A 12,179-nucleotide genomic window follows, 5' to 3' on the forward strand; every position below is an offset into this window, starting at 1 on the left:
ATTCCGATCGGGTCGCGACGCCGAGCGGTGACGTGCTCGATAAAGTGAACGGCGAGCTGATGCGAATATATCGGTATAATCACGAGACGTGAGACCGGGCCTCCTGGGAGTGCTGGCATATCGGCTGCAAACGCGTCTTGGGGGAAATCACGGTGGCGCGCACCGTGCCCGGCATGGCATTCTGGAACATCGAGACCGGGTCGAGCGGACGTTGGCCGGCCCAGCTCGTCTACAGAAGGTATGAAATGGCGCAAGGCGTAGTGAAGTGGTTCAACAGCGAGAAGGGCTTCGGGTTCATCGCTCAGGACGACGGTGGTCCGGATGTGTTCGTGCACTACTCGGCTGTTAGCGGGAGCGGCTTCCGGTCGCTCGACGAAGGTCAGCGCGTGGAGTTCGAGATCGGCCAGGGCCAGAAGGGTCCGCAGGCCCAGGGCGTGCGCGTGATCTGAGTCACCTGACTTGGTAAGGCTCCGCACCATCGTGGTGCGGGGTCTTTCGCGTTTTCGGCCGTGGTTTCGCCACGGACCGGAATCCGCTTGTGACGACCTGGACGTTTACCGTTCAACCCCTGGTCAACGGGGCCACTCAGCATGGGTGTCAGTGGTGGTAGCTGAACAGCGGCTGCCCACGGGCGAGCGGAAGGCCCGACCATGGACGAAGATGCGCAGTCCGACCACAAGTACACGATGCGGATCAGCCGGCTGGCCATCGACAAGCTGGGAATCCGCCTCTACGACCGGGTTTCGGCGGTTCTGGCCGAACTCATCGCCAACTCCTACGACGCCGACGCCAGTGAAGTGACGGTCTGGTTGCCGTGGGGAGTGACCCTCGCGGGCACCGTGCGCGGCGCACAGGAACCGCCCTACGAGATCATCGTGACCGACAACGGCCACGGCATGACCGCCGACGAGGTCAACGAGCACTACCTGATGGTGGGTTCGGACCGGCGAATCCGCACGGGCTCGGATCTTTCCCGCGAACGCGGCCGACCGGTCATGGGCCGCAAGGGAATCGGCAAGCTGGCCGCCTTCGGAATCTGCCGGACCATCGAGGTGATCAGCGCTGGCAGCGGCGAGCGCGATCGCACCGAGGCCGGATGGCCTGTCTCCCATATCGTTCTGGACCTGGACGATATGGTGCACGACACCGAGAGTGACTACTATCCGGCGGCCGGCGCGCTGGACGGCACCGTCGCACCGCAGCGCGGCACCACCGTCATCCTGCGGGACTTCTTCCGCAAGCGGGTCAATTCCGGCGCGGAACTGAATCGTCAGCTCGCCGCGAGATTCGGGATCGAACGCCCGGACTGGCGGGTCGAGGTGCACAACAGCGCGGCGCGGGAGACCGAGAGCTTCATCCTCAGTGATCTGCCGATCGATGTGATGGAGGAGACGCGCATCGATGTGGCCTCGCGCCCGGTGCGCGCGGGGCGGCAGTACCTGCCCGTCACCGGGTGGATCGCCTACTCCCGGCACCCCTATCGCGACGAGGCCATGGCGGGCGTGCGGATCTACGCGCGCGGCAAGATCGTCGCGCAGACAAGGGATTTCGGTATCGCGGCCGGATTCACCGGCGAGTACAAACTGCGTTCCTATCTGGTCGGGGCCATCCATGTGGACTGGCTCGACGACGAGGAGGACCTGGTGCGCTCGGACCGGCAGGACATCATCTGGAATTCAGGCCGGGGTGAGGCGCTGGCGGCGTGGGGACGTGAGCTCATCGCCGAGATCGGCCGGATGGGGGAGCGGTCGATCCGGCGGCGGGTGTGGGAGGAGTTCGTGGATCGGTCGCAGATCTATCGGAAGCTGGAGGCTATCGCGCCGGGCGACAGGATGTTTCGCGAATCGGTGGCTGGCGCAGCGCGAATCCTGGTGGCCAACAAGGATCGTGCCGCACTGGACGATCCGGGGCACGTGGAAAGCATTGTGCGCCTGGCCCTGTCGCTAGGTCCGCAGCGCAGTCTGCTCGATACGTTGCAGCAGATCGCCGAGGACTCCGATCCGCGCCTGGACGTCGTGGTGGCGTTGTTCGAACGCGCCCGGGTGGCGGAGATCTACTCCCTCGGGCAGATCGCCGGGGAGCGAGTCGCGGTGGTGGACAAGCTGCATGCGCTCATCGACGACCGCCGCTCGCTGGAGCGTCCCTTCCAGGAACTCATCGAGCGAGCGCCGTGGCTGCTCGCACCGGAGTGGACGCCGCTGGGTATGAACGAATCGCTCACCCGCGTCCGCGCGGCCTTCGAGCGTTGGTACGCACAGAAATTCGGCTCCACCCTGGTGACCACCGCCATCGGCAGTGCCAAGCGCGAACCCGATTTCGTCCTGCTGCACGATGCCGGTGAACTCTGGATCGTGGAGATCAAGCGGATGGACTACCATCTCACCGACGAGGAGTACAACCGCGCGATCAACTATCTCTACGCGCTGGACACGTTCCTGACCGAGAACCCCCGCATCGGCGACCAGTTCCCCCGCCGCCGCCTCACCTTCATCGTCGACCACATCGACCGTCTCCGCCCCGCCTCGCTCTCCTCCCTGGACAGCGACGCCCGCATCGACCGCCGCACCTGGCGCGAACTCCTCGATTCCACGCTGCGCGCCCACCGCGACTTCCTCGAGCGGGTCTACGCGATGCGCGGTATAGAGGGTATAGAGGAGGAGCGCGCGCAAGCGGGATAGGACGGAACGCGTCGCTCGCGCGGCCGAGGGCGAGCGCACCCGCACGGGGCGGGGCGGCCCGTCGTCTCCGCATGCCATAGGACGACCGGGCTGGGGGCGCAAGCTCTGCATTCGAACGGAACGCGCACATGCACTCCGAGCTGATCCACGTCGGGTGATCGCGGCGCTGGACGAGGAGCAACGGTCTGCGGATTCCCCTGCGCTCGAATTCTTGCCGGCGAAACCCGCGAGCATCCGGCACGGGAGGTAGTGGACGCGTCATGCGGTCCTCGTGCGGATATGCGGGGCGGGGCCGCGACAGATGCGAGACCACGCCCGAGTCGGAGCGGGCGTACGTGTCCGAGCGTCGGTGAGACCGAGGTCACCCAAGGCGACCACCCGCACCGTTCCCCGGACGAGCCCATTAAGCTTGGCCCCGGTAAATGCCGATCCCCTCTTTCCCAGGAGTGCCCCCAGTGAGCCAAAATGGCCGTCCTGTTGTTCTGATCGCCGACAAGCTCGCCCAGTCGACCGTCGATGCGCTCGGCGACGGTGTCGAGGTGCGCTGGGTCGACGGGCCTAATCGGCCCGAACTACTGGCCGCCGTGCCCGAGGCCGACGCGCTGCTGGTCCGCTCCGCCACCACGGTCGACGCCGAGGTCCTCGACGCCGGCCGGCGGTTGAAGATCGTCGCGCGGGCCGGTGTCGGCCTGGACAACGTCGAGGTCCCCGCGGCCACCGAGCGCGGTGTGATGGTCGTCAACGCGCCGACCTCCAATATCCACACCGCCGCCGAGCACGCGGTCAGCCTGCTGCTGTCCACCGCCCGCCAGATCCCGGCCGCCGACGCCACCCTGCGCGAGCACACCTGGCAGCGCGGCAAGTTCAACGGCGTGGAGATCTTCGGCAAGACCGTCGGCGTGATCGGCCTGGGCCGCATCGGCCAGCTGTTCGCCGCGCGCCTGGCCGCGTTCGAGACCAAGATCGTCGCCTACGACCCTTACGTCTCGCCCGCCCGCGCCGCGCAACTGGGCATCGAACTGCTCGAGCTGGACGAGGTGCTCGCCCGCGCCGACCTGATCTCGGTGCACCTGCCCAAGACGCCCGAGACCAAGGGCCTGCTGTCCGCGGAGAAGCTGGCGCTGACCAAGCCTGGCGTCATCATCGTCAACGCCGCCCGCGGCGGGCTGATCGACGAGGCCGCGCTCGCCGACGCGATCAAGTCGGGTCATGTGCGCGGCGCGGGCATCGACGTGTACGAGACCGAGCCGTGCACCGACAGCCCGCTGTTCGAGCTGCCGCAGGTCGTGGTCACCCCGCACCTGGGCGCGTCCACCGCCGAGGCGCAGGATCGCGCGGGCACCGATGTGGCCAAGTCCGTATTGCTCGCTCTGGCAGGCGAATTCGTGCCCGGCGCGGTGAACGTCACCGGCGGCGCGGTGGACGAGTTCGTCGCCCCGTGGCTGGAGATCGTGCGCAAGCAGGGTGCGCTGCTGGGTGCGCTGGCGAACGAGCTGCCGGTCAGCCTCGAGGTGCAGGCGCGCGGCGAGCTCAGCGCGTACGACGTTGCGGTGCTGGAGCTTTCGGCACTGCGCGGCATCTTCTCGGCGTTGAACGAGACCGACTCCGAGGGCGAGCAGGGCCCGGCGGTGACCTTCGTCAACGCCCCGGCGCTGGCCAAGGAGCGCGGGATCGAGGCGACCGTCACGACCGCCACCGAGAGCCCCTCGCACCGCAGCGTGGTGGATCTGCGCGCGGTGTTCGGCGACGGCCGCACCCTGAACGTCTCGGGCGCGCTGACCGAGCCGGAGCTGGTGCAGAAGATCGTCAACATCAACGGCCGCAACTACGATATGCGCGCCGAGGGCCTGAACCTGGCCGTGCTGAACTACGAGGACCGTCCCGGCGCGCTGGGCAAGATCGGCACCGCCCTGGGCGAGGCCGGGATCGACATTCAGGCCGCCCAGCTGAGCCAGGACGTCGACCAGGAGGGCGCGACGGTCATCCTGCGCGTGAACACCGAGGTCCCCGCCGACGTGCGGTCCTCGATCGCCGAGGTCGTCGGCGCGGGCAAGGTCGTCCAGGTCGACCTGAGCTGAGTCCGGAACCTGTGCGCGAACCGATCCTCGACCGGATCGGTTCGCGCACACCGCTTTTCGGCTCATATCGGTGGCTCGCCAATGTTCGGTTGGAATTCGTGGCGTGCGACCGATCGAAACGACCGTTGACATAGCCGCGAGCCCGCAGCGAGTGTGGGACGTGCTGACCGACTTCGCGCGCTATCCCGAGTGGACGACGTACATTCGGGAACTCGACGGGTGCGCCGAAGTCGGCCATCGGTTGCGGCTCGTGCTCGGGCCGCCCGGCACGAAGCCCTACGTGGTGGATGTGCCGGTGCTCGAGGCGACACCCGGGGTCAGGCTCGCGTGGGCGGCGGTGATTCCGCATGCCACTTGGCTGCCCGCGGCGATCTATACCGGCACACACGAATTCGTGTTCGCGGAACTGCCCGGCGGCGATACAAGACTGACGCACCGGGAGTCCTTCGGCGGCTTGCTGTCGCGGTTGGTCGCGGAAGGGCCGCGCGGCGGCGACGAAGGTTTCGAGGCATTCAACCAGGCGTTGAAACGTCGGGTGGAGGCCTGAGTGCTCGCAGTCGGACCGGATCGGGTGCGCCGACGCGTCGGCCGGTGGCCGGATCTCACGGATTGAGAGCCGCTTGCCCTGGTGACGGGGCAGATTCGGCTTACCGCTAAGGTGGCGATGCTTGCGATCGGCGCGTGTGATCGCATGGCCGATCGGCTCGGTGCCGCCGCGCTGCCGAGATCGCGCCGGTCGGCCGTACCGGCTGATTCGGCCACATATCTGGTATGTGGGCCACGAGCGTGAACGAACGGAGCGTTGTCATATGAAACTGGCTGTCATTCCCGGTGACGGTATCGGTCCCGAGGTCATCGCCGAGGCGCTCAAGGTGCTCGACGTGGTCGTGCCGGGCGTGGAGAAGACCCATTACGACCTGGGCGCCAAGCGGTATCACGCCACCGGTGAGGTACTGCCGGATTCGGTGCTGCCCGAGCTGAAGCAGCACGATGCGATCCTGCTCGGCGCGATCGGTGATCCGTCGGTGCCCAGCGGCCTGCTCGAGCGCGGGCTGCTGCTGCGCACCCGGTTCGCGCTGGATCACCACGTGAATCTGCGTCCGTCGCGGCTGTTCCCGGGCGTGCGCAGCCCGCTCGCGGGTGAGCCCGACATCGATTTCGTCGTCGTGCGCGAGGGCACCGAGGGGCCGTACACCGGCACCGGCGGCGCGATCCGCGTGGACACCCCGCACGAGGTCGCCACCGAGGTCAGCACGAACACCCGGTTCGGCATCGAGCGCGTGGTCCGCTATGCCTTCGCCGCGGCCCAGCAGCGCCGCAAGCATCTGACGCTGCTGCACAAGACCAATGTGCTGTCGTTCGCCGGTTCGCTGTGGCAGCGCACGGTGACCGAGGTCGGCGCCGAATTCCCGGACATCGAGGTCGCCTATCAGCACATCGACGCCGCGACCATCCACATGGTCACCGATCCGGGCCGCTTCGATGTGATCGTCACCGACAATCTGTTCGGCGACATCATCACCGATCTGGCCGCCGCCGTGTCCGGTGGCATCGGCTTGGCCGCCTCGGGCAATATCGATGCCTCGGGCGTCAACCCGAGCATGTTCGAACCCGTGCACGGCAGCGCTCCGGACATCGCGGGCCAGTCCAAGGCCGATCCGACCGCCGCGATCCTGTCGGTTTCCCTGCTGCTGAACCACCTCGGCCGTACCGACGAGGCCGCCCGCATCGAATCCGCCGTGGCCAAGGACCTGTCCGCCCGCACCGGCACCGCCTCCACCGTGGAAATCGGCGACCGCATCGCCGCCGCGGTCTGAGCATCCGCCCGAAAGGCCCCGCTTCCGAATGTCTTCGGGCGCGGGGCCTTTCGCTGGGTTCAGGGTTGTAGCCTCAATGTCGCGTATACCGCCGGGCGTGCGCTCGATTGCGAATACTGAGGCGGACAAGACATTTCGGGACGCAGTTCGATCTTGTTCGGGCTGAAGGTGTTTCGAGTCGCAGCGCACCGCCGAGCCGGACCTTTCGGAGGTTCGGCTCGGGGGTGTGGCGTATCGGGGTGACTACGCGGACTCGCGCGGGACGAGGGGAACGGCGGCGATGGCGAAGACCGCGGCGGCGACGTAAGCAGCGGGAAAGCCCGCGGCCGTGATCAGGGCGCCGAAGGTGGGGGCCACCGCCGCGGTGGCGAGGTACTGGCCGGTGTTCTGGATGCCCAGGCCGCGCCCGCTCCAGAAGGGGCCCGCGATCTCGGCTACGGCGGTGAAGGCCAGGCCGTTGTCGGCGACAGTGATGACCGACGCGATCACCAGGATCGGCAGTGCTGCCCACCACCAGTGCAGCCATGCCGAAAAGGCAAGGGCCGCCATCGAAATCACTGCTGCGATCGCAATAGTGCGTAGTGGTCGCAGGCGGCTGGCGAGGCGGTCGGACCAAATTCCCGCGCCGATACGTCCCGCCGCACCCAGGATCTGCGTCACTGTGACGAGAACGCCCGCGACCGCAAGTGACAGTCCGACACCGTGATTCAGCCACAGCAGTGCGAATGTCCACACCGTCGCCTGCGGGATCACCAGCAGTACCGACACGGCGTGAATGCGCCACAGGGTCGTGTCGCCTCGGTAGGGATTGTCCGAATCGACCTGCGCGACAGAACGTTCGGGACGCGGCGGATCGAGGATCCCGATCGCGCAGCCGATCGCGGCGACGCCGGCCATCACCGCGGGAACCAGCACGGCGGTGGAAAACCCGTGTGCCGCCGCGATTGCCGGGATCGCCAGGGCCGCGATGCCGACGCCGAGCGGCTGTGCGGTCTGCCGGATTCCCATCGCCAATCCGCGTTGATCGGGCGGGAACCAGCCCGCGATCACGCGCCCGCTCGCGCCGTTGGTGCTCGCCGCGCCGATGCCTGCCAGCAGCAGCAATGCGCCCAGCGCAAGGTAATTCGTGGTGGCGGCCGCGGCGGCGCCCGCGCCGAACATCAGCAGCGGGCCGACGATCAGCACCGTGCGTTCGCCGAATCGGTCGACCGCGTAGCCCCATGCGACCAGCGTGCAGACCATGCCGACCATCGGCATCGCCACCAGCAGACCGGCTGTGGGCAAGGACATTCCGCGTTCGGTGAGGGCGGGCAGCAGGAACGGCGCACCGTTGCTCATCACCGCGCTGGCGGCCTGGGCGAAGAGGCCGAGCGCGAGCATGACCCACCGTCGAGTGGTGCTCAGCTGGGTCACGGTCACCATATCCTCACCTCGTATCTCAAATATTGGGATAGAAATCTTATTCTGTGAACTCTGGATCACGGTACACCCGGCCCGCGACCGGCTGCGAGGCGGTGCTGCGGCGCCACTGTGCAGACCGGGTGGTCGGCCCCATACCACCTGGTGGATAGACTGCGAGCCATGCGTCTAGGTCGAGTTGCCAGCCCCGATGGGGTCGCGTTCGTGAGCATCGAAGGAACCACCTCCGATGGTGTTGCCAAGGAGATCGCCGAACATCCGTTCGGCACGCCCACCTTCACCGGCCGCAGCTGGCCGGTCGCCGATGTCCGGCTGCTCGCGCCGATCCTGGCCAGCAAGGTGGTGTGCGTCGGCAAGAACTACGCCGCGCACGCCCGCGAGATGGGCGGCGAGGCGCCGGAGGATCCGGTGATCTTCCTCAAACCCAACACCGCGATCGCCGGACCGAACTCGGCAATCGTGTTGCCGCCCAGTTCCTCTCAGGTCGATTACGAGGGCGAGCTGGCGGTCGTCATCGGACGTCCGTGCAAGGACGTGCCCGCCGCGCGCGCTCGCGAGGTGATCCTCGGCTACACCGTCGCCAACGACGTCACCGCCCGTGACCAGCAGCGTCACGACGGTCAGTGGACCCGCGGCAAGGGGTACGACACCTTCTGCCCGCTCGGGCCCTGGATCGAAACCGAGCTGGACCCAACGGATCTGGAGATCGTCACCGAACTCGACGGCGAGGTTCGTCAGCGCAGCCGGACATCGCTTCTGCTGCACGATATTCCGAAGCTGGTCGAGTGGGTCACCACCGTGATGACGCTGCTGCCCGGCGATGTCATCCTCACCGGCACCCCCGAGGGTGTAGGACCGATGCAGGATGGGCAAACCGTCTCCGTGACGGTCGAGGGCATCGGCACCCTCACCAATCCCGTTGCCGCCAAACGTTGATCGGAAAGTAGGGCTTGTGCTTACCCACCCCGCCGGCTCCGCAAGCTCCGCCGGCTCACCATCCCCCGCGACAGACGTACGGGTCCGTTTCTGCCCGTCGCCGACCGGCACGCCGCATGTCGGGCTGATCCGGACGGCGTTGTTCAACTGGGCGTTCGCCCGGCACCACGGCGGCGCCTTCGTCTTCCGCATCGAAGACACCGACGCCGCACGCGATTCCGACGAGTCGTACCGCGCGCTGCTGGACGCGCTGCGCTGGCTCGGACTGACCTGGGACGAGGGCCCGGAGGTCGGCGGACCCTATGCGCCGTACCGGCAGTCGCTGCGCCGGGACCTCCACATGGACATCGTCCGGAGGTTGCTGGAGGCGGGCGAAGCGTACGAATCGTTCTCCACCCCAGAGGAAGTCGAGGCCCGGCACCGGGCCGCGGGACGCGACCCGAAGCTCGGATACGACAACTTCGACCGCGAGCTGACCGCCGAGCAGATCGCGGATTTCAAGGCGCAGGGACGCGGTGCGGTGATCCGGCTGCGGATGCCCGACAAGGACATCACGTGGCACGATCTGGTGCGCGGGGAAACCACCATCCGGGCCGGTGTGGTTCCCGACTTCGCGATCACCCGGGGTACCGGCGAGCCGCTGTACACCCTGGTCAATCCGGTCGACGACGCATTGATGAAGATCACCCACGTCCTGCGCGGCGAGGACATTCTGTCCTCCACCCCGCGGCAGATCGCGCTGTACGAGGCACTGACCCGGATCGGGGTCGCCGAGTTCACTCCGGAGTTCGGTCATCTGCCCTTCGTGATGGGGCAGGGCAACAAGAAGTTGTCCAAACGTGACCCCGAGTCGAATCTGTTCGTGCATCGGGATCGGGGATTCATTCCCGAGGGTTTGCTGAATTACCTGGCTTTGCTCGGGTGGGGCATAGGTGAGGACCGGGACATCTTCTCCATGGAGGAGATGGTCGCGGCATTCGACATATCGAAAGTAAATTCGAATCCGGCGCGGTTCGACCAGAAGAAGGCCGACGCCGTCAACGCCGAGCACATTCGTTTGCTGGAGCCGGCGGATTTCGCTCATCGACTTCGCAGCTACCTCACCGGGCAGGGACACATCGGCGCGGAAGTGGATGATGCGCTTTTCTCGGCCGCGGCCGAGTTGGTACAGACCCGGATCGTGGTTCTCGGTGATGCCTGGGACTTGTTGAAGTTCCTGTTCCAACCGCACGCGGAGTTCACCGTCGACGAGGCCGCGGCGCAAAAGAATCTCGGACCAGATGCCGCACCCGTGTTACGAGCCGCCATCGACGCGCTGGAGGGCATTTCGGACTGGTCGGCAACCGCTCTCGAAGCGTCGCTGAAAACCGCTCTGGTGGACGATCTGGGCCTCAAACCGCGTAAAGCGTTCGCACCAGTGCGAGTCGCGGTCACCGGTTCGCACATCAGCCCGCCGCTGTACGAATCGCTGGAGTTGCTCGGCCGGGAGGTGACCATGCAGCGGCTGCGGACCGCCGCAACCGCGATTTGACCCGCTTGACCAGGCGATTTGTATAAAGCGGGGAGGGGACTGGTAATCTTCTCCCCGGCCCGGAAACGAGCCTCCAGCCCACCGGGACGGAGGCAGAACGCCCAGGTCATTGGGGTATGGTGTAATTGGCAACACAGCTGATTCTGGTTCAGCCATTCTAGGTTCGAGTCCTGGTACCCCAGCGGAGTGTCTCCGGGTCGTTCGATCCGGCTGAGCACTCGTCCTGGCCCCGTCGTCTAGCGGCCTAGGACGCCGCCCTCTCAAGGCGGTAGCGCGGGTTCAAATCCCGTCGGGGCTACGCGAAGATCCCCCAGCCATTCGGCTGGGGGATCTTGTCGTTCCGCTGGTGCTGCGTTCAGTTCTCCGGCGGCCAGGTCGATCCGCCCGCGGGGACCTCGGGCATGCCGAGCTTGCGGTGATCCCAGGAGCGGGTGCGTTCGGGCACGATCCTGATCGCGACCCGCTTGTTCAGCATCGCCTCGACCATCGGGCGCAGTTCCTCGGTGTACGGGCCGGTGTAGCGCTCCCAGACGCTGATGCCCACCTTGAACAGCGCCTCGGCATCGTCCACGATCTCCGCGTGGCCCTCGATGGACACCCCGCGCAGCTGGTCGTAGCTGCCACCGGCCTCGACCAGCACCGTGACCCGGGGGTCGCGGCGGATGTTGACCGCCTTCTGGGATTTGGCCTTGGTCTCGAACCAGATCTCGCCGTCGACCAGGCCGTACCACATGGCGGTCAGGTGCGGCAGGCCCTTCGGGCCGAGCGTGGCCAGCGTGATGATGCGGCTGCGCTCGAGGAATCCGGTGACCTCGTCGTCGGACATCACGATCTGTGCGCGTTGATTCACTCCCATGGGCCGACTCTAGTTTACGGCGTATGGTGCGCGTCACACGGTCTTCGTCACATTCCGGACCGCTGTCCGTGCCTACAGACGCTTGTGCAGCGCATCCGCGGCCGCGACCAGATCAGCGGCCCAGCGCGCACCCGGCCGGCGTCCCATCCGGTCGATCGGCCCGGACACCGAGACCGCGGCGACGACGCCGCCGGACGAATCGCGCACCGGCGCGGAGATGCTGGCCACCCCGGCCGCGCGCTCGGCCGCGCTCTGCGCCCAGCCGCGTCGGCGCACCTCGGCAAGTGCGCGTTCGCCGAACACCGCGTCGGACAGGACGCTGCGCTGGAGTTCCGGATCGGCCCACGCGAGCAGGACCTTGGCGGCCGATCCGGCGGTGAGGGGGAGGCGGGCGCCGACCGGGACGGTGTCGCGCAGTCCGGAGGCCGGTTCCAGGGCCGCGATCGCGATCCGCGAATGACCGTCCAGCCGGTAGAGCTGCACGCTTTCCCCGGTGATCTCGCGAAGCCGGGGCAGCACGACGGCCGCGGCGTCGAGCATGGGATCCTGCGCGGTGCTGGCGAGCTCGGACAACGCCGGGCCGGGCTGCCAGAGCCCGTTGGCGTCGCGGGCGAGCATGCGGTGCGTCTCGAGGCCGACGGCCAGCCGGTGCGCGGTGGCCCGGGGCAGTCCGGTGCGCGCGCACAGCTCGTTGAGGCCACAGGGCTGCTCGGCCACCGCGTAGAGCACGGTCATGGCTTTGTCGAGCACCCCGATACCGCTATGCTGTCTCATAGGACGATATTTAAGTCTCAGATAATGAGATTTGCAACTGAGTCCGACCACCCGCCCAGCCCGGTGGGTGACCACAACTGCAACCACAAC

Annotated in this window: 10 protein-coding genes and 2 tRNA genes; 9 read left to right on the forward strand and 3 right to left on the reverse strand. The window is 67.1% G+C overall.

The genetic code is table 11. The annotated features are described in order from the left end of the window. The first annotated feature begins 245 nt into the window (after nt 1-245). The 5 genes from NM2_RS16380 to NM2_RS16400 all read left to right on the forward strand — a co-directional run bounded on the left by NM2_RS16380 (nt 246) and on the right by NM2_RS16400 (nt 6,573). Nucleotides 246-449, forward strand: coding sequence for a cold-shock protein (locus NM2_RS16380; RefSeq protein ID WP_040749676.1), 204 nt, complete (start codon nt 246-248; stop codon nt 447-449). A gap of 201 nt (nt 450-650) precedes the next feature. Then, nucleotides 651-2,678, forward strand: a complete 2,028-nt coding sequence (locus NM2_RS16385; protein ID WP_067669459.1) for an ATP-binding protein — start codon at nt 651-653, stop codon at nt 2,676-2,678. Nucleotides 2,679-3,133: 455 nt separating this feature from the next. Further along, nucleotides 3,134-4,756, forward strand: coding sequence for a phosphoglycerate dehydrogenase (gene serA, locus NM2_RS16390; protein WP_067669461.1), 1,623 nt, complete (start codon nt 3,134-3,136; stop codon nt 4,754-4,756). 103 nt (nt 4,757-4,859) lie between these two features. Further along, nucleotides 4,860-5,303, forward strand: coding sequence for an SRPBCC domain-containing protein (locus NM2_RS16395; RefSeq protein WP_067669463.1), 444 nt, complete (start codon nt 4,860-4,862; stop codon nt 5,301-5,303). Between the two features lie 262 nt (nt 5,304-5,565). Beyond that, nucleotides 5,566-6,573 (forward strand): 3-isopropylmalate dehydrogenase, encoded by a 1,008-nt coding sequence (locus NM2_RS16400; RefSeq protein ID WP_067669673.1) that lies wholly within the window; start codon nt 5,566-5,568, stop codon nt 6,571-6,573. A 243-nt stretch (nt 6,574-6,816) separates the two neighbouring features. Here the strand turns inward: NM2_RS16400 and NM2_RS16405 are convergent, their stop codons facing one another. Then, complete coding sequence (locus tag NM2_RS16405; protein WP_067669465.1) at nt 6,817-7,995, reverse strand: MFS transporter; 1,179 nt, start codon at nt 7,993-7,995, stop codon at nt 6,817-6,819. A 159-nt stretch (nt 7,996-8,154) separates the two neighbouring features. Between NM2_RS16405 and NM2_RS16410 the strand changes: the two genes are divergently transcribed. From NM2_RS16410 to NM2_RS16425, 4 genes are all read left to right on the forward strand, one after another. Further along, complete coding sequence (locus NM2_RS16410; RefSeq protein WP_067669467.1) at nt 8,155-8,928, forward strand: fumarylacetoacetate hydrolase family protein; 774 nt, start codon at nt 8,155-8,157, stop codon at nt 8,926-8,928. A gap of 16 nt (nt 8,929-8,944) precedes the next feature. Then, complete coding sequence (gene gltX, locus NM2_RS16415; protein ID WP_067669469.1) at nt 8,945-10,459, forward strand: glutamate--tRNA ligase; 1,515 nt, start codon at nt 8,945-8,947, stop codon at nt 10,457-10,459. Between the two features lie 110 nt (nt 10,460-10,569). After that, a tRNA-Gln gene (locus NM2_RS16420) sits at nt 10,570-10,641 on the forward strand. A 43-nt stretch (nt 10,642-10,684) separates the two neighbouring features. After that, nucleotides 10,685-10,757, forward strand: a tRNA-Glu gene (locus NM2_RS16425). A 57-nt stretch (nt 10,758-10,814) separates the two neighbouring features. Here NM2_RS16425 and NM2_RS16430 read toward each other — a convergent pair. Together NM2_RS16430 and NM2_RS16435 are read right to left on the reverse strand one after the other, a co-directional pair. Beyond that, nucleotides 10,815-11,315: a pyridoxamine 5'-phosphate oxidase family protein gene (locus tag NM2_RS16430; RefSeq protein WP_067669471.1), complete on the reverse strand. Its 501-nt coding sequence runs from the start codon at nt 11,313-11,315 to the stop codon at nt 10,815-10,817. Nucleotides 11,316-11,387: 72 nt separating this feature from the next. Next, nucleotides 11,388-12,089, reverse strand: a complete 702-nt coding sequence (locus NM2_RS16435) for an IclR family transcriptional regulator (RefSeq protein WP_067669473.1) — start codon at nt 12,087-12,089, stop codon at nt 11,388-11,390. Nucleotides 12,090-12,179 lie beyond the last annotated feature (90 nt).

The sequence above is a fragment of the Nocardia miyunensis NBRC 108239 genome (genome assembly GCF_001613065.1).
Lineage (GTDB): Bacteria > Actinomycetota > Actinomycetes > Mycobacteriales > Mycobacteriaceae > Nocardia > Nocardia miyunensis.

What these genes read in the sequence shown, in the direction of transcription:
- NM2_RS16400 (WP_067669673.1), top strand. Translation starts at nt 5,566, where the DNA reads ATGAAACTGGCTGTCATTCCCGGTGACGGTATCGGTCCCGAGGTCATC.
- NM2_RS16430 (WP_067669471.1), bottom strand. Translation starts at nt 11,315, where the DNA reads ATGGGAGTGAATCAACGCGCACAGATCGTGATGTCCGACGACGAGGTC.
- NM2_RS16385 (WP_067669459.1), top strand. Translation starts at nt 651, where the DNA reads ATGGACGAAGATGCGCAGTCCGACCACAAGTACACGATGCGGATCAGC.
- NM2_RS16410 (WP_067669467.1), top strand. Translation starts at nt 8,155, where the DNA reads ATGCGTCTAGGTCGAGTTGCCAGCCCCGATGGGGTCGCGTTCGTGAGC.
- NM2_RS16435 (WP_067669473.1), bottom strand. Translation starts at nt 12,089, where the DNA reads ATGAGACAGCATAGCGGTATCGGGGTGCTCGACAAAGCCATGACCGTG.
- NM2_RS16405 (WP_067669465.1), bottom strand. Translation starts at nt 7,995, where the DNA reads ATGGTGACCGTGACCCAGCTGAGCACCACTCGACGGTGGGTCATGCTC.
- NM2_RS16380 (WP_040749676.1), top strand. Translation starts at nt 246, where the DNA reads ATGGCGCAAGGCGTAGTGAAGTGGTTCAACAGCGAGAAGGGCTTCGGG.